The following is a 15,634-nucleotide window of genomic DNA, read 5'->3' on the forward strand; positions in this document are numbered from 1 at the left end:
GGTGTTGGGGCCGGAGCCGGCGGCGGCGGCACAAGGGCTTTCGGCGCCGTCACGTCCGGCGCTTTCGCGGGCGGAATGGTCTCGGGCCCTCTCGGAGCGGGGGTGGTCTCGGCGGGTGCGACGGCAACCGTCGCACTGTCAGTCGGGGCTTCGGGCGCCGGGGCGGCGGGCAGGGGCTCTGGGGGGGGGACGGGCGTTTCCGGCGGGGGGGGGAGGGGTTCGGCCCCGCCGGCAGAAGGCGTTCGACCCTGCCTTCACCGTTCTGCGCGCCGCGGCCGGAACCGAGATCGTCGAGCACCAGCTTGTCCTGATGCGGTACCTGCATGCCGCCCGGCGAATCCGGGCGCACTTTCGAGGGGCTGTCGTCTGCCTTGATCAGGGGCGCCGCCGTCTCGCTGCCGATCCGCCGGCCCTGGTCGTAGGCGTACCAGACGACACCGGCGAAGGCGGTCACGGCCAACACGGCGGCGAGGATGGTCAGCCCCCGTCCCTTGCCGCGCTCTTCCGACATGAGCGGCGGCGGTCCAGGACGCTCGTCCTCCTCGATGATCCGCGGCCGTTCCGGTGCCCCCGAATGCAAGCTCATGCGCGCAGTTCCTCCACGGGCTCGACTCCGATCAGATCAAGACCGGAGGCGATCACGGTCTGGGTCGCCCGCACCAATGCCAGCCGGGCCATGGTCAGCTCGCTGTCCTCGTCGACCAGGAAGCGCAGGGTCGTGTCTTCCTTGCCCTTGTTCCACAGACCGTGGAAGGCGGCGGCGACGTCGCCGAGATAGAAGGCGATCCGGTGCGGTTCGTGTGCCTCGGCGGCGCTTTCGACCGTGCGGGGCCATGCGAGCAACGTTTTCATGAGACCAAGCTCGGCGGGATCGGTCAAGCGGTCGAGCACTACCGACGCGAGAGCGGTTCCGGAAAGATTGGCGCCGTTCATGGCCTCCTCGGCATGCCGGAGCACGGAATGGCAGCGCGCATGGGCATACTGGACGTAGAAGACCGGATTTTCGCGGCTCTGCTCGGTGACTTTCTTGAAATCGAACTCAAGGGTCTGGTCATTGCGCCGGGTCAGCATGATGAAACGGAGCACGTCCTTGCCGACCGAATCGATGACATCCCGCATGGTCACGAAGGTGCCCGCGCGCTTCGACATCTTCACCGGCTTGCCGCCATCCATCAGGTGCACGAGCTGGCACAGTTTCACGTCGAGTTCGCCCTCGCCGCCTGTGACGGCCTTCACCGCCGCCTTCATGCGCTTGACATAGCCGCCGTGGTCGGCGCCCCAGATGTTGATCATGTCGGCATAGCCGCGCCGGTATTTATCCAGATGATAGGCGATATCGTTGGCGAAATAGGTCCAGGTACCGTCCGACTTCTGGATCGGCCGGTCGACATCGTCGCCGAATTCGGTCGCCTTGAAGAGCCGCTGCGGGCGCGGCTCCCAGTCGTCCGGCTTCTTACCCTTCGGCGGCTCGAGCACGCCGGTATAGAGCAAATCGCGGCCTTCGAGCGTCTCCATGACCATGTCGACAGCACCGGCCTCGACCAGCGCCTTCTCCGAGCTGTAGACCGCCATGTCGACGCCAAGGAGGCCCAGATCTTCCTTGATCCAGCCCATGATCTCGGAGATCGCGAAGGCGCGGATTTCCGGAAGCCACTCGGCTTCGTCCTTGCCGAGCCACTTGTCCCCGTCCCGCTTGGCAAGCGCCTCTCCGACATCCTTCAGATATTCGCCGGGATAAAGGCCTTCCGGAATGGTGCCGATTTCCTCGCCGAGCGCCTCCCGATAGCGGAGATAGGTGGATCGCCCCACGGTATCGACCTGGGCGCCAGCATCGTTGATGTAATACTCGCGGAGGACATCGAACCCAGCCTTTACCAGGAGCGAAGCGAGCGCGTCGCCAACGATCGCGCCGCGGGCATGGGCGGCATGAAGCGGGCCCGTCGGGTTGGCGGAAACGTATTCCACCATCACCTTCCGGCCCTTGCCCATGCCGGACGCGCCGTAGGCAATGCCGGCTTTCAGCAGGTCTGCGACAGCGCTGCGCCAGAATGCGTCCGCGATCCGAAGATTGATGAAACCGGGACCGGCGATTTCCACCTCCGTGACCTCGTCCCATCCGCGCATCCGCTCTGCCAGCATGTCCGCGATGTCCCGCGGCTTCATGCCCGCCGGTTTCGCCAGCACCATGGCCGCGTTGGTCGCGATGTCGCCATGCGAGGGATCCCGAGGCGGCTCGACCACGGCCCGGCTCGCATCGATGCCGGCCGGTAGTGCTCCATTCGCCGACAGCGATTCGAGTTCTGCGTTAAGTTTGGACTGGAAGTGATTGAAAACGTTCATCAGGTCTTCGCATTCAGGTCAAAGAGACGGGCATGCTCGATCATCGCGTAGCGATCTGTCATGCCTGCAATATAGTCGGCAACGAGGCGGGCCTGCTTGCTTTCCTCGATATCGCCGGGCTGGTCGTTGCCGGTGCGCTGCCACTGTGCCGGCAGGCAGTTCGGCTCCTTCATCAGAAGTTCGAACATGTCTGTCACCACACGGCGCGCCTTGCTCGCCATGCGGTTCACCTTGTAATGCCGGTACATGTTCTGGAACAGGAAGCTTTTCAATGCCTTGTTCCGTTCCTCCATCTCCGGGGAGAAGGAGATGATCGGCACTGGCGCCTGGCGGATATCGTCGGCAGAGCGCGGTTTGTGCTCGGCCAGTCTTTTCCGGCTCTCCGTCAGCAGATCCTCGACCATGATGCCGATCAGGCGGCGGACGATCTCCTGCACCAGCTTCGAATTCGAAAGGTCGCCATAGGTATCTCGGACCTTCGCGACGATCTCGCCCGCGAGTGGCGCTTGCAACAATGTTTCGATACCGAACAGATTGGCGTGAAGCGCATCGTCGATGTCATGTGTGTGATACGCGATATCGTCTGAAATGGCCGCTACCTGCGCCTCCGCGCTGGCATAACCGTTCAACTGCAATTGCAGTTTGCTGTCGAGCTCAGCGATGATCGGAGGCACCTCGCCCGCGCCATGCGGTCCAACAAGAGGACCGTTGTGCTTGATGATCCCCTCGAGGGTCTCCCAGGTCGGATTAAGCCCATCGAAGGCCGCGTAGCGCTGTTCGAGGAGTGTCAGCACTCGCACGGTCTGAACATTGTGATCGAAACCGCCATAAGGCTGCATCACGGCGTCCAGCGCGTCCTCGCCGGCGTGTCCGAAGGGCGTGTGGCCCAGATCGTGCGCGAGAGCCAGCGCCTCCGCCAGGTCCTCGTTGAGCCCGAGCGAGCGGCTGATGGAGCGCGCGATCTGCGCGACCTCGAGACTGTGGGTCAGGCGCGTGCGGTAATAATCGCCTTCGTGATAGACGAAGACCTGGGTCTTGTATTCGAGCCGCCGGAAGGCGCCAGAATGCAGGATCCGGTCGCGGTCGCGCTGGAACGGCGTACGCTCGCGCGCCTCCGGCTCCGAAAACTGCCGGCCGCGGCTGTTCCGGAAATCCACGGCGTAGGGAGCGAACTGCTGTTTCAGCGTCCAGTTCTGGGACTCGGGCATGAGAGTGGGCCGGGTGCGATTCGAACTGGGCGGAACCTACTCTCGGGAGGGTCCGGGCGCAATGGCAGCGACCGGGAAACGGATTGAATTCGCGGGCGGAAACATTACTTTTTTCAAAGAACAGTGCATAATCGCGCCTCGCGCGCCACGAACCATGCTGGAGCGGCCATGAGCCTCGCCGAAAATACATCTTCCGAGAACGGGTCCCCGGTTCCGCCGACCGGCGGACGGAGCTTTAGCCTGACCGAAAGCGCGGCGAAACGGATCACGGCGCTTCTGGAGCAGGAAGAGAACGGCGCGGCCAAATTCATGCGGGTCTCCGTCGAAGGCGGCGGCTGCTCGGGCTTCCAGTACGATTTCGGCTTCGACGACGAGATCCGGGACGACGACCACACTTTCGTCAGTCACGGCGTGAAGGTCGTGGTGGACGACATGTCGCTCGATCTCCTGAACGGCGGTGAACTGGACTATGTCAACGAGCTGCTCGGCGCCTATTTCCAGGTCACGAATCCAAACGCCTCCTCCTCCTGCGGCTGCGGCACCTCCTTCTCGATCTGATCCGGTTTCCGGGCATTTTTTCGAACCGGCTTGGCCGGCCGCGACGGGCGGGGCAGTATGCTCTTCCTCGCCCATCTCTAGCCCGGAGCGGTTCTCTCCCATGAAAGTGGCCACCTGGAACGTCAATTCGATCAAGGCCCGGCTCCCGAATGTCCTGGAATGGCTCGACAGCTTCCAGCCGGACGTTGCGCTGCTGCAGGAAACCAAGACGGTGGACGATAATTTCCCCCGCCTCGAAATCGAGGAACGCGGCTACAAGGTGCTCGCGCACGGGCAGAAGAGCTACAACGGCGTCGCGATCCTCTCGAAACACGAGATCGAGGATCCGCTGACCGGCCTTCCAGGCGACGATGGAGACGAACAGGCCCGCTACGCCGAAGGCACGATCAATGGGATCCGTTTCGCCACCATCTACCTGCCGAACGGCAATCCGGTCGATACCGAGAAGTTTCCCTACAAGCTCGGCTGGATGAAGCGCCTGAAGGCGCGCGCGGCCGAACTGCTGGCCTCCGAAATCCCGGTTGTATTGGCTGGCGACTACAACGTCATTCCGGCGGATGTCGACGTGCACGATCCCGCCGCCTGGGCAGGCGACGCGCTCTGTCAGCCGGAATCCCGCGCCGCCTTCCGCGAGATTCTGCATCTTGGCTATATCGACGCCTACCGGATCTACAACACGGCGCCGCACCGCTACAGTTTCTGGGATTATCAGGGCGGCGCTTGGCAGAACGATCACGGTGTGCGGATCGACCATCTGCTGCTCTCGCCCCAGGCCGCAGACCGGCTAAGCGCCTCCGGGATCGACACCGCGCCGCGCGGCAAGCCCAAAGCCTCCGACCACACCCCGGTCTGGATCGAGCTGGCGGCCTGATCGGCCCTTCGTTTTGTTTTTAAGTTGTCATCCCCACGGAAGTGGGGACCCAGAGAACCTAGAGCGGTGAACTGGATCCCTGGGTTCCCGCTTTTGCGGGAATGACGACAGGTGTGCGGTGAGAAGATACCGGAGCGCTCAGCCCCCGAAAGCCACACCCAGCGGCCGCGTGCGCAGGCCCGGGCGGAGATGTTTCCACGGTAGCGCCCCCGGATCGGCGAGCACCGGACCCGGTGCGGCGCATTCTATGATTTCCGAGGCGATCGGGGCGAAATCGGCGCGGTAGTGCACCGAGCTCTTGTTGCAGAGAATCTTCATCTGCTCCGGCTCTATGCCGACGAAGCGGTACATCATCCGGTCCGCCATCTGCACCTTGCGCGAGCCGACCACCACCTGCACCCCGCCGATCGACAGCCGCGCCGACAGGCCGAGCCGCATATGGGAGCCGGAGTAGAACGGGCCTGTCGCCGTGAACTGGCCGTCCGAGAGCGCTTCCACGCGGAACGTGCCTTCGAGCGGCGCATCGCCCGGCACACGGGATTTGCCGCCGAGCCCGAGCGTGATCTCCGCGCCGACACCCGCCGCATGCGCCGCCTCGGCCGCCGACGCATCGACCAGAAGCCCGATCGCCGCACCTTCGGCCTTATTGTCCAGCAGCGCCCGGAGCAGTCCGGTGGTGTCGCTGTCGCCGCCGCCGCCGGAATTGTCCTGCACGTCCGCGATCACCACGGGACGGTCGGCGGAAGCCGCGATCCGCATCGCTTCGCGAACCGCGCTGCCCGGGTCCGGAAGATCGGCTGCAAATTCGCTCTCAACTGCGCAAATCTCATCAACCAATTGTTTCACGGCGCGTTTCACGTTTTCTTCATCTGCGCCATAGGCGAAAACGGAGGCGCCGCAATGGTAGATATCGGCCGCGGGGAAGCCGGTCGCGAAGGACAGGGAGACCTTATGCTCGGCCTCGATCTCCGGAATCATGCCGTAGAGGCGTCCGGCAGGATCGGCCATGGTGCATTGCCGGACGAGAGGCATCAGGAAGGGGATCTGTCCGAAGGCCCGGGCCGGTCTGCCACCGCCGCTCTTCAGCAGCGCATCCAGCGTCCGAGCGACCCTGGCGCCGGTATCGGCCATGTCGATATGTGGATAGGTCCGGTAGGCGTCGAGCCCGTCGGCGCGCTCCACCATCTCCGGCGTGACGTTCGCATGCAGATCAAGGCTGGCCATGATCGGCAGGTCCGTGCCGGTCACCTCGCGAACGCGGCGCAATAGCTCGCCCTCTCCGTCCTCGTAGCTTTCGGTCACCATCGCGCCATGCAGACAGAGATAGACCGCATCCGCCGGAAGCGCCGCCTTGATACCTTCGACGATCAGCCCCGCGATATGTTCGAAGGCCTCGTCGGTCACATGGGCTGACGGCGAGGCCGCGGCCCAGCTCGTCGGCACCAGCTCGTGCCCCAGACGCCGCGCCTCCTCGACAAACCCGGCGACCGAGATATTGATCCCTTTCACCGCCTCGAACAGAGGCGTGCCCGTAACGAGCGCCGGCCAGCTACCGGGACTGGTGAAGGCGTCCAGCTTCGCCTTGCTCGGCGCGAAGGTGTTCGTCTCGTGCTGGAAACCGCCGATGATAATCCGCGCCATTGGGCAACTCCGGAAGGGAAAGAAACGCGTAAAGTCAGTCAGGTAAGTCCGATGGCGCCGCAGATCGCGACCCAGACGTCTTGCAGGATGTAGCTGTCTCGGACCATGGGCAGAACCGCGGCCGCGACGAGTAGAAAGAAAACAAGCCCCAGAAACTCCGCCATGCGCCAGGGGCGCTGGCTTTTATTCCGTTGCTCGTTCGGGTGTTGTGTCATGTGCTTCGGCAGCCTCTGTCATCTGCCCGGGGAAAGTCGGATCACTCTAGCCGTGCCGGATGTTACATGGCAATTGATGCACCGTCATTTCATCGGAACCGGACCGGTTCCGAAGCCCGATCGATTGGAGACAAGATCCAGATGCCCGATATGGAACGGCTGAGCTTCGAGGAAGCCTGGAACGGATATCTGAAATGGGCACACAGGCTTCCCCCCGCGCCGCCGCCTGTCACTCCGCGCCGGATCTCGGGAATTGCAGAGATCATCAGCGATTTCGACGCCGTCATTCTGGATAATTTCGGGGTTCTCAGCCTCGGCCCGCCGGTGATTCCGGCCGGCCCGCCCGCCTATGCGGCAATCCGGGACGCCGGTGCGGCGATCCGGGTGATCTCCAATGACGGCTCGAAGGCTCTTTCGGCGATGCTGGAGAGCCATCGCCGCCGCGGATATCACTTTGCCGAGGAGGAGATTTATGCCGGTCTCAGCCTCCTGGAAGAGGCCGCACGGGACGCGGCTGGAGGTCTCTGGGCCGCGATCGGCCTCGATCCCCTGCCCGTTCCGTCCGGTACATTTCAGGCCCGGAACTGGGCGACGGATCGCTTTGACCTCGACGAAGCGGCCGGTCTGCTGCTGATGGACTGCCTGTCTTTCGGACGCGACGACTTCAGGCGGGTCCTGGAGAGCTTCAGGCGATATCCGCGCCCGGTAATCGTGTGCAACCCGGACCTGACAGCGCCCTATACCGATGCGATGAGCCTTGAGCCGGGCTATCTCGCACATTGGCTCGCGGACGAGGCCGGCATCGAACCGCTGTTTCTCGGCAAGCCTTTCCCGGAAGTCTATCGCCGCGCGCTGCGGGATCTCCCGCACGTTCCTCCGGAGCGCGTGCTCTGCGTCGGGGATACGTTGCATACGGACGTACTCGGCGGACGCCATCTCGGCATGAAGACCCTGCTCGTCGAGACCGGCTTCACGCGGGGACAGGATCCCCTCGCCCTTGCGGACGAGAGCGGAATCTGGCCTGATTTCATCGCATCATCGATTTGAGAGACGCGGAGGGCCCTCATGCGCGCCAACGCACTCACAGCATTCGCAACGCTGTCCCTAGTTCTTTTGCCGGCGGTCACGAATGCAGCCGACAAGAAGCCCCTCGTCATTGAGGGTACGGCGCATGTGATCGACGCGGGGACTCTTCAGATCGACAAGAGCGTCATTCGCCTTTTCGGCATCGTCGCGCCCGGCCCCCGGCAAAAATGCCTGTTCGGATCGCTGCCCTGGCTTTGCGGTGCGGCGGCGCGGACCCATCTGGCGGATCTGGCGGACGGCAAGCAGGCGCGCTGCGAGGCGATCGAGACGTTCAATGCCCGCTGCATCGTAGGCGGCAAGGACCTATCGAACCAGATGGTACGTGCCGGATGGGCCGTCGCGGACGAGGCAGGCGAAGCCTATCGCCCAGCCCAGGAAAAAGCCCGCGCCGAAAAACGCGGGCTTTGGAAATATGAGTAAGACGGAGAGCGTCTCCGGCTAGAGCGCGGCAATCCGCTCCAGAGCGGCCGCCAGCTTGTCCCTGCGCGCCCTTTCCTCGGCCAGCCGCTCGCGGTTTTCCTCGACCACTTCTTCCGGCGCACGGGCGACGAAGCTCTCGTTCGACAGCTTCTTGTCCAGTTTCATGATCTCGCTGTCGAGCTTGCCGAGATCCTTCTCCAGACGCACCCGCTCCTGTGAGAGATCGACGACGTCGGCGATCGGCAACACGATGACCGCCTCGTCGATCACGCCCTGAACGGCACCGGCCGGGATCTGGCCGGTCGCCTCGGCGCTTTCGAGGCGCGCGAGACGCAGGATGACCTCGCGATGGCGCGCGAGCCGCGCCTCGGTCTCCGCAGACATGTCCTTCAGCAGAAGATCGATCTTGGCACCGGCCGGAACGTTCATTTCCGCGCGGATCGATCGGATTTCGGAAATCAGCCGCACGACCCAGTCCATCTCGGCCACCGCCGACGGGTCGGCCGCCTCGGAGAGGCCTTGCGGCCAGGCGGTAGTGATCAGCAGATCCTCGCCGCCGAAGGCGCCCCAGAGTTCCTCGGTGATGTAGGGCATCAGCGGGTTCAGCAGGTTGACCGCCTGCATGAGCGTCCAGGCCGTGACGGTACGGGTTTCCGCCGCCGCGTCCGCATCCGCACCGGAGAGAATCGGCTTGGTGAATTCCACGTACCAGTCGCAGAACGTGCCCCAGATGAATTGGTAGAGCGCGCCCGCCGCCTCGTTGAAGCGGTACTCGTCGATCGCTTTCGAGACCTTCGCCTCGGTTGCCGCCAGTTCGGAGATGATCCAGCGGTTTGCCGTCTGCCTGGCGGATTTCGGATCGAACGAGGCGTCCCATTTGCACTCGTTCATTTCCGCGTAGCGCGCGGCGTTCCAGAGCTTGGTCGCGAAGTTTCGGTAGCCCTCGATCCGGCTCTCGGCGAGCTTGATATCGCGACCCTGCGCCGCCATCGCGGCGAGCGTGAAGCGTAGCGCGTCGGTGCCGAACTTCTCCACGAGGTCCAGCGGGTCCATCACGTTGCCCTTGGACTTGGACATCTTGGCGCCGTGCTGGTCGCGCACCAGGGCATGGATGTAGACCGTCTTAAACGGCACCTCGCCCATGAAATGGATGCCCATCATCATCATCCGGGCGACCCAGAAGAAGATGATGTCGAACCCGGTAACGAGCACATCGCCCGGATAATAACGGTCGAGCTCCGGGGTCTGTTCCGGCCAGCCAAGCGTCGAGAACGGCCACAGCGCGGAGGAGAACCAGGTGTCGAGCACGTCCTCGTCACGGGTCAGCTCGGCGTCCTTGCCGTAATGCGCCTTGGCCGCCGCCAGCGCCGCCTCTTCCGATTCCTCGACGAAAACCTGGCCGTCCGGACCGTACCAGGCCGGGATCTGATGGCCCCACCAGAGCTGGCGCGAGATGCACCAGGGCTGGATGTTGCGCATCCATTCGAAATAGGTGTTTTCCCAATTCTTCGGCACGAACTCGGTCTTGCCAGTCTCGACCGCCTCGATCGCCGGTTTGGCCAGGGTCACCGCGTCACAGTACCACTGATCGGTCAGCCAGGGCTCGATCTCGACGCCGGAACGGTCCCCATGTGGCACCGTGTGCTGGATCTCGTCGATCTTCTCGAGCAGACCCGCCGCGTCCATATCGGCGACGACCTTCTTGCGCGCCTCGAACCGGTCGAGACCGCGATAGGCCTCGGGCGCGTTCTCATTGATCCGTGCATGGCTGTCGAAGACGTTGATCATCTCAAGATCGTGCCGGCGCCCGACCTCGAAATCGTTGAAATCGTGGGCCGGGGTCATCTTGACCGCACCGGAGCCTTTCTCCGGATCGGAATATTCGTCGGCCACGATGGGAATGCGGCGGCCCACCAGCGGCAGGGTCGCATATTTGCCGACCAGATCCTTGTACCGCTCGTCATCCGGATGCACCGCAATACCGCTGTCGCCCAGCATGGTTTCCGGCCGCGTCGTGGCGACGGTGATGAACTGCTCCGGATTGTCTTCCAGCGGATAGCGGAAATACCAGAGATGGCCCTTGCTCTCGACCTGCTGCACTTCCAGATCGGAAATCGCCGTATGCAGCTTTGGATCCCAGTTCACAAGGCGTTTGTCCTTGTAGATCAGGCCCTTCTTGTAGAGATCCACGAACACTTTCAGGACCGCGTCGGAACACCCCTCATCCATGGTGAAGCGCTCGCGGGGCCAATCCGGAGACGCCCCGAGGGCACGAAGCTGCTTGGTGATGGTCCCGCCGGATTCAGCCTTCCATTCCCAGACCTTCTCGACGAAGGCCTCGCGGCCGAGATCGCGCCGGCTGATCTGCTTCTCCGCAAGCTGCCGCTCGACCACGGACTGGGTCGCGATCCCGGCATGGTCCGTGCCCGGCTGCCAGAGCGCATCCCGTCCGGTCTTGCGCTTGAAGCGGATAAGGATGTCCTGGATCGTGAAGGTGAGCGCATGGCCCATATGCAGGCTGCCGGTGACGTTCGGCGGCGGCATCATGATGGTATAGGGGACCTTGTTCGAGGTCGGATCGGCAGCAAAAGCCCCGGCCTCTTCCCACTTCTCGTAATGCGCCGTTTCGACTGCGCCCGCTTCGAATGTCTTTCCAAGCATCGTCGGTGCCCTTGGCCTTGCCAATCAAAGATACAGGCGGGCGCACGAAATCGTGCCGGCCCGCCAAAAGGAGAGCAGGTTTAGGCCATCGGAACGGGGATTTCCAGCCCGGAAAGCCCGAGCCGGGGGTATCTTACCAGGGATCGCGCCGCTGGGACTGCATAACCAGGCGCTCGATCTCCTCGCGCACCAGCCGTTCGACCATCATCGGCAAATGCTGATCCAGCCATTCCTTCAGCATCGGACGCATCAGCTCGCGCGTCAGGCGTTCGAGCGTGATGGCGCCGTTACCGATCGGAAGCTCGTGATAATCCTCGTTGAGCTTCTCGTTCAGGCGGCTGAAAGCATCGACCGTCTCGGCGGCCTGCGGCGGCGAGACGAGTCCTTCGCTCGGGTGAGCCTGTGGCGGAGGGGGCGGAGGGGGCGGCGCCTGTGGCGGCTCCGGCCTTTCCTCGGTATATTTCTGCTCCTCGAAGAGCGGCTCCGGCTCCTCTTCTTCCATATCGGTCAGGTCGAGGACGTCTTCTTCCTCGTCCTCGGACTCTTCCTCAGGCTCCGGCTCTTCCTCGGCCTCTTCCTCAGGCTCGGGTTCTTCCTCCGGCTCGGGTTCCGGTTCGGGCTCAGGCTCGGGTTCCGGCTCCGGTTCGGGTTCCGGCTCGGGCGCAGCAGCTTCTTCGGGTGGAGGGGCTTCTTCGCCCTCATCGCCGTCTTCGGAAATGATTCGCCTGATCGAGGCGAGGATTTCCTCCATCGACGGTTCTTGCGCCGTATCGCTCATCCGGACTCAAACCCACAAGGAATCAAGAGACTTGAAGGTTATCCTACAAGTCTATGAAAGGCCAGCCAATCCTCTGACAGGTAGTCCTCCGGATTCAGGGCAGCTTACCGGCGGGTTCTGTCCCCCACCAGCGATCGACGACCTCGCGGTAGTGCTTGTCGTAATCGTAGAACTCTACATCGAGCTCAAGATCCGCCGCGGTCAATTTACCCATCGCCAGAAGAAGCGTATATGCGGCCACGACTTCATTGCGGTTTGCGGCCACCAGACTGACCTGGGCGTCGAGGAGTTCCTGCTCGGCATCGAGCACGTCGAGCACCGTTCGCGCCCCGACGGTAGCTTCCTGCTGCACGCCCTGAAGGGCGATATCCGCCGCCGTCACACCGGCTTCCAGGGCCGTGATCGCCGCTACCGACGTCTGCCAGGCCTCGTAGGCGCGGGCTGCCAGATCCACCGTATCGCGGCGAATCGACTCAACAACGATGCGCGACCGGTTGGCATCTTCCTTCGCCGCACGCACGCGGGCCGAGACCTGCCCCTTCTGATACAGGGGAATTGAGACCTGCGCCGTCACGCTGAATTCGGTGGTCTTGTCGTCGTTGACCCCGCTATCGGCGGTATAATCCGCACTGCCGATCAGGTTCACCGAGGGAAGCAGCTCGCCATAGACAAGGTCGATGACTTCAATCAGACGGCGCTCGTCGAATTTCGCGGCGATCAGCGAGAAATTGTTCACGACGGATTGCTCGACGGCGCTCTCGCGGTTTTGCGGCAGATCGATTGCAATATCGGGGGTCTGCAGATCCTTTGGCACGAATCCGACAACCCGCTCAAAAGACACCCGCGAACTGATAAGATTGCCTTCGGCCTGAATCAGATCCGATTCTGCACGCGCGACGCGCGCTTCGGACTGCGCCACGTCCGTACGCGTCACCTCGCCGACTTCGAAGCGATCGCGTGTCGCACGCAGCTGCGTCTGCAGGCGTTCAAGGTTTTTCTGCTGCAGCTCCAGAACCGACTGGTCGCGGATCACGTTCATGTAGACAGTCAGGGCGTCGAGCAGGGTCTGCTGCTCGGTTCCGAACATGTTCGCCCGTTCCTGCTGGACCCGGTATTCTGACTGGTTGACGTCGGCCTCGGTCCGTCCGCCGCGATAAACCGGCTGGGTAACCGTGATGTTCGCGTCCTTCGGCGTCGTATTCCCATCGGATGAGCTGGTGTTGTTCTCCGTATCGAAGTTGTTGTATCCGGCCGATAGCGTCGAGGTGACAGTCGGACGCCAGCCGCCCTTCGCACGCGGAACACCTTCGTCGACCACCCGCAGATTTGCGCGCGCGGCGTTCAGAGTCGGATTGGTCTGGTAGGTATACGCGAGCACCTCGGACAGCGTTTCGGCGGAAAGGCGCGGCGCGGAAACGCCAAGGATACATGCCGACACGGTCAGCATCGCGGCGGTGCGATACAGCTTTTTCATAACTCTCTTTCGAGACATCCGAGAACTTCCCTTATTTCCGGCCAGGCTGCGCCCGGAGGCTAGAAGACGAATTTCGGCTCGTTGCGGAATTCCGGCAGAAGCGGAACGGACGCGTCGAAGATGACGCGCTTGGAGACGGTCGCGCCGAATTTCTCGACGAGAACGGCAGTTCCCTGCCGGGCGCCGTCTTCATATAGGATCGTGACCAGCCGTCCGCCATCGCTAAGTTGCTCGATCAACGGTTCCGGAATGCGTTCGACGCCTCCGCCGATCACGATCAGGCTGTATGGCGCTTTTTTAGTGTAGCCCTGAAGCGGGTCGCCCGCCACGACGGCCGCATTGTCCACATCGAGCGAGCCGAGCCGCTCGTTGGCGGCGGCGACCATCTCGGCGTCCTTATCGACGCCATAGACGGTGCCGGCGACGCGCGACAGCACCGCGGTCGAATATCCGCAGCCGCAGGCCACATCCAGAACCTTGTCGCTGGCGTCCGGAAGCGCCGCCTGCAGCAACCGCGCAAAGACCATCGCCTCCATCAGGATCCGTCCGGACCCGAGAACAAGGTCCTCGTCGACATAGGCGACGCCCATCAGGGGCTTCGGCACGAAAAGTTCCCGCGGGACGAATTCGAACGCTTCGATGATCGCCGTATCCGTTACCTTGTTCGTGCGGATCTGGCTCTCGACCATATTGTGGCGTGCAGTTGCGAAGTCCGACATCGCGCGGCAGTGCTCCAGCATGTGAAATGGCAGGCCGTTCATCAGCCTTAGGGCAGTTATACTTTGCCAGTTTTTCGAACACAATCGAGATGGCACGAACGGGAGGGGCGGCTCCAGAGGCCGCGTAAGAAACGATGAAGACCTACAAGATTGCGGCAGTTCCCGGAGACGGTATCGGACCAGAGGTGGTCGATGCCGGGGTTGAGGTTCTCAAAGCGTCCGCGCAGGCAGGTTCGGGCTTCGCGCTCGAATTCGAACATTTTCCGTGGGGTGGCAACTACTACCGCGAACACGGCGTCATGATGCCGGAGGACGGCGTCGATACGCTGCGCGCGTTCGACGCGATCCTGTTCGGCTCCGCCGGCGATCCCAAGATCCCCGACCACGTCACGCTCTGGGGCCTCAGGCTGAAGATCTGCCAGACGCTCGACCAGTACGCCAATGTGCGCCCTGCCCGCCTGCTGCCCGGCATCAAGGGACCGCTCGCAAATGTCACTTCGGACGATCTTGACTGGGTCATCGTGCGGGAAAACTCGGAAGGCGAATATGCCGGGGCCGGCGGCCGTGTGCATGTCGGATTGCCCGAGGAGGTCGGCCTCGATGTCTCGATCTTCACGCGCCCCGGCGTCGAGCGCATCCAGCGATTCGCCTTCGAACTGGCGCGGTCCCGCCCCCGCAAGAAACTGACGCTGGTGACCAAGTCGAATGCCCAGCGCCACGGCATGGTGTTCTGGGACAGCATTTTCGAGCGGATTCGCGGCGATTATCCCGATGTCGAGACCGACAAGATGCTGGTGGACGCCATGACCACCCGCATGGTGCTGGATCCGAAGAGTCTCGACACCGTGGTCGCGACCAACCTGCATGCCGACGTGCTGTCGGACCTGGCGGCGGCCCTCACCGGTTCGCTCGGAATCGCGCCGACCGGGAATCTGAGGCCGGAGCGAGACATGCCCTCGATGTTCGAGCCGATCCACGGCTCGGCCTTCGACATCACCGGAAAAGGCGTCGCGAATCCGATAGGGACTTTCTGGAGCAGCGCCATGCTGCTTGAGCATCTCGGAGAAACCGCAGCGGCCACACGCCTCATGGCGGCCATCGAGCGTGTGACGGCCGACGGATCCGTGCTGCCGCGCGACCTCGGCGGCACCGCGACGACCCGGCAGGTGACTGATGCGGTGCTGTCCGCGCTGGCCAGCGGGAACGTCTGACCGGGAAACGCTGAAAAGGCATTGACGGGCGGGGGCGGTGCCGGTACCTATCCCGCCCTGCTGGCCCGGTGGCAGAGTGGTGATGCAGAGGACTGCAAATCCTTGTACGTCGGTTCGATTCCGGCCCGGGCCTCCAGCTTTCTCTTTTCCCTCACAATTTGAGCGCTTTGACACGGAAAACTCCATGTTTCCGTGGAGAAATCCGCATGTCCGGGAAATTTGCCAAACTGTCACGTTTGGGGTTTGCACTCTCGGAAATGCACTGCTATATACCGGCTCCTCGTCGGGGCAACACCCTGGCGGGCCGCTGATCCCCGGTAGCTCAGCGGTAGAGCAAGCGGCTGTTAACCGCTTGGCCGGCGGTTCGAATCCGTCCCGGGGAGCCAATCAAAGAGCGGTCGGAGCTTTGCTCCGGCCGTTTTTTCTTGCCCTAAATCAGCGCATTGCCGCGG

Annotated in this window: 14 protein-coding genes and 2 tRNA genes; 7 read left to right on the forward strand and 9 right to left on the reverse strand. The window is 63.1% G+C overall.

Features of this window, described 5'->3' with window-relative positions:
• Positions 1-49: 49 nt before the first annotated feature.
• From IG122_RS04185 to IG122_RS04195, 3 genes are read right to left on the reverse strand one after another with little or no spacing between them, the layout of a single operon-like run.
• Positions 50-586: a hypothetical protein gene (locus IG122_RS04185; protein ID WP_193180760.1), complete on the reverse strand. Its 537-nt coding sequence runs from the start codon at positions 584-586 to the stop codon at positions 50-52.
• Positions 583-2,340 carry an arginine--tRNA ligase gene (argS, locus tag IG122_RS04190; RefSeq protein ID WP_193180762.1) on the reverse strand — a complete coding sequence of 586 codons (1,758 nt, stop codon included), beginning with the start codon at positions 2,338-2,340 and terminating at the stop codon, positions 583-585. The genes IG122_RS04185 and argS overlap by 4 nt, the downstream gene beginning before the upstream one ends.
• Complete coding sequence (locus IG122_RS04195; RefSeq protein ID WP_193180764.1) at positions 2,340-3,548, reverse strand: deoxyguanosinetriphosphate triphosphohydrolase; 1,209 nt, start codon at positions 3,546-3,548, stop codon at positions 2,340-2,342. The genes argS and IG122_RS04195 overlap by 1 nt, the downstream gene beginning before the upstream one ends.
• Positions 3,549-3,716: 168 nt before the next feature.
• On the opposite strand from IG122_RS04195, the gene erpA reads away from it, so the two are divergent.
• Together erpA and xth are read left to right on the forward strand one after the other, a co-directional pair.
• The gene (gene erpA / locus IG122_RS04200; RefSeq protein ID WP_193180767.1) at positions 3,717-4,106 is read left to right on the forward strand and encodes an iron-sulfur cluster insertion protein ErpA; all 390 of its coding nucleotides are present in this window, start codon (positions 3,717-3,719) and stop codon (positions 4,104-4,106) included.
• A 100-nt stretch (positions 4,107-4,206) separates the two neighbouring features.
• Positions 4,207-4,977, forward strand: a complete 771-nt coding sequence (gene xth / locus IG122_RS04205; protein WP_193180769.1) for an exodeoxyribonuclease III — start codon at positions 4,207-4,209, stop codon at positions 4,975-4,977.
• Between the two features lie 138 nt (positions 4,978-5,115).
• Here xth and IG122_RS04210 read toward each other — a convergent pair whose 3' ends face one another.
• Together IG122_RS04210 and IG122_RS04215 are read right to left on the reverse strand one after the other, a co-directional pair.
• Positions 5,116-6,618 (reverse strand): M81 family metallopeptidase, encoded by a 1,503-nt coding sequence (locus IG122_RS04210; RefSeq protein WP_193180771.1) that lies wholly within the window; start codon positions 6,616-6,618, stop codon positions 5,116-5,118.
• A gap of 38 nt (positions 6,619-6,656) precedes the next feature.
• Positions 6,657-6,833, reverse strand: coding sequence for a hypothetical protein (locus tag IG122_RS04215; RefSeq protein WP_193180773.1), 177 nt, complete (start codon positions 6,831-6,833; stop codon positions 6,657-6,659).
• A gap of 141 nt (positions 6,834-6,974) precedes the next feature.
• Between IG122_RS04215 and IG122_RS04220 the strand changes: the two genes are divergently transcribed.
• The gene (locus IG122_RS04220; protein ID WP_193180775.1) at positions 6,975-7,880 is read left to right on the forward strand and encodes an HAD-IIA family hydrolase; all 906 of its coding nucleotides are present in this window, start codon (positions 6,975-6,977) and stop codon (positions 7,878-7,880) included.
• An 18-nt stretch (positions 7,881-7,898) separates the two neighbouring features.
• A complete protein-coding gene (locus IG122_RS04225; protein WP_193180777.1) occupies positions 7,899-8,339 on the forward strand; it encodes a thermonuclease family protein in 441 nt (146 codons plus the stop codon).
• Positions 8,340-8,357: 18 nt separating this feature from the next.
• On the opposite strand, the gene IG122_RS04230 is transcribed toward IG122_RS04225, so the two are convergent.
• From IG122_RS04230 to IG122_RS04245, 4 genes are all read right to left on the reverse strand, one after another.
• Positions 8,358-11,000, reverse strand: coding sequence for a valine--tRNA ligase (locus IG122_RS04230; protein ID WP_193180786.1), 2,643 nt, complete (start codon positions 10,998-11,000; stop codon positions 8,358-8,360).
• 133 nt (positions 11,001-11,133) lie between these two features.
• Positions 11,134-11,778 carry a DUF2497 domain-containing protein gene (locus IG122_RS04235; RefSeq protein WP_193180788.1) on the reverse strand — a complete coding sequence of 215 codons (645 nt, stop codon included), beginning with the start codon at positions 11,776-11,778 and terminating at the stop codon, positions 11,134-11,136.
• A 94-nt stretch (positions 11,779-11,872) separates the two neighbouring features.
• The gene (locus tag IG122_RS04240; protein WP_193180790.1) at positions 11,873-13,252 is read right to left on the reverse strand and encodes a TolC family outer membrane protein; all 1,380 of its coding nucleotides are present in this window, start codon (positions 13,250-13,252) and stop codon (positions 11,873-11,875) included.
• A 59-nt stretch (positions 13,253-13,311) separates the two neighbouring features.
• Positions 13,312-13,971 (reverse strand): protein-L-isoaspartate O-methyltransferase family protein, encoded by a 660-nt coding sequence (locus IG122_RS04245; RefSeq protein WP_193180792.1) that lies wholly within the window; start codon positions 13,969-13,971, stop codon positions 13,312-13,314.
• Between the two features lie 134 nt (positions 13,972-14,105).
• On the opposite strand from IG122_RS04245, the gene IG122_RS04250 reads away from it, so the two are divergent.
• From IG122_RS04250 to IG122_RS04260, 3 genes are all read left to right on the forward strand, one after another.
• The gene (locus IG122_RS04250; protein ID WP_193180794.1) at positions 14,106-15,182 is read left to right on the forward strand and encodes a tartrate dehydrogenase; all 1,077 of its coding nucleotides are present in this window, start codon (positions 14,106-14,108) and stop codon (positions 15,180-15,182) included.
• 62 nt (positions 15,183-15,244) lie between these two features.
• Positions 15,245-15,318 (forward strand) — tRNA-Cys (locus IG122_RS04255).
• A gap of 175 nt (positions 15,319-15,493) precedes the next feature.
• Positions 15,494-15,568, forward strand: a tRNA-Asn gene (locus tag IG122_RS04260).
• The last annotated feature ends 66 nt before the right edge of the window (positions 15,569-15,634 follow it).

Origin of the sequence: Nisaea sediminum (assembly GCF_014904705.1) — a bacterium.
GTDB lineage: Bacteria > Pseudomonadota > Alphaproteobacteria > Thalassobaculales > Thalassobaculaceae > Nisaea > Nisaea sediminum.

Excerpts from the sequence above, each read along its gene's own strand:
- IG122_RS04225 (WP_193180777.1), top strand. The coding sequence starts at position 7,899 with ATGCGCGCCAACGCACTCACAGCATTCGCAACGCTGTCCCTAGTTCTT.
- xth (WP_193180769.1), top strand. The coding sequence starts at position 4,207 with ATGAAAGTGGCCACCTGGAACGTCAATTCGATCAAGGCCCGGCTCCCG.
- IG122_RS04220 (WP_193180775.1), top strand. The coding sequence starts at position 6,975 with ATGCCCGATATGGAACGGCTGAGCTTCGAGGAAGCCTGGAACGGATAT.
- IG122_RS04230 (WP_193180786.1), bottom strand. The coding sequence starts at position 11,000 with ATGCTTGGAAAGACATTCGAAGCGGGCGCAGTCGAAACGGCGCATTAC.
- IG122_RS04210 (WP_193180771.1), bottom strand. The coding sequence starts at position 6,618 with ATGGCGCGGATTATCATCGGCGGTTTCCAGCACGAGACGAACACCTTC.
- argS (WP_193180762.1), bottom strand. The coding sequence starts at position 2,340 with ATGAACGTTTTCAATCACTTCCAGTCCAAACTTAACGCAGAACTCGAA.
- IG122_RS04185 (WP_193180760.1), bottom strand. The coding sequence starts at position 586 with ATGAGCTTGCATTCGGGGGCACCGGAACGGCCGCGGATCATCGAGGAG.
- IG122_RS04195 (WP_193180764.1), bottom strand. The coding sequence starts at position 3,548 with ATGCCCGAGTCCCAGAACTGGACGCTGAAACAGCAGTTCGCTCCCTAC.
- IG122_RS04215 (WP_193180773.1), bottom strand. The coding sequence starts at position 6,833 with ATGACACAACACCCGAACGAGCAACGGAATAAAAGCCAGCGCCCCTGG.
- IG122_RS04240 (WP_193180790.1), bottom strand. The coding sequence starts at position 13,252 with ATGAAAAAGCTGTATCGCACCGCCGCGATGCTGACCGTGTCGGCATGT.
- IG122_RS04235 (WP_193180788.1), bottom strand. The coding sequence starts at position 11,778 with ATGAGCGATACGGCGCAAGAACCGTCGATGGAGGAAATCCTCGCCTCG.
- IG122_RS04250 (WP_193180794.1), top strand. The coding sequence starts at position 14,106 with ATGAAGACCTACAAGATTGCGGCAGTTCCCGGAGACGGTATCGGACCA.
- IG122_RS04245 (WP_193180792.1), bottom strand. The coding sequence starts at position 13,971 with ATGTCGGACTTCGCAACTGCACGCCACAATATGGTCGAGAGCCAGATC.
- erpA (WP_193180767.1), top strand. The coding sequence starts at position 3,717 with ATGAGCCTCGCCGAAAATACATCTTCCGAGAACGGGTCCCCGGTTCCG.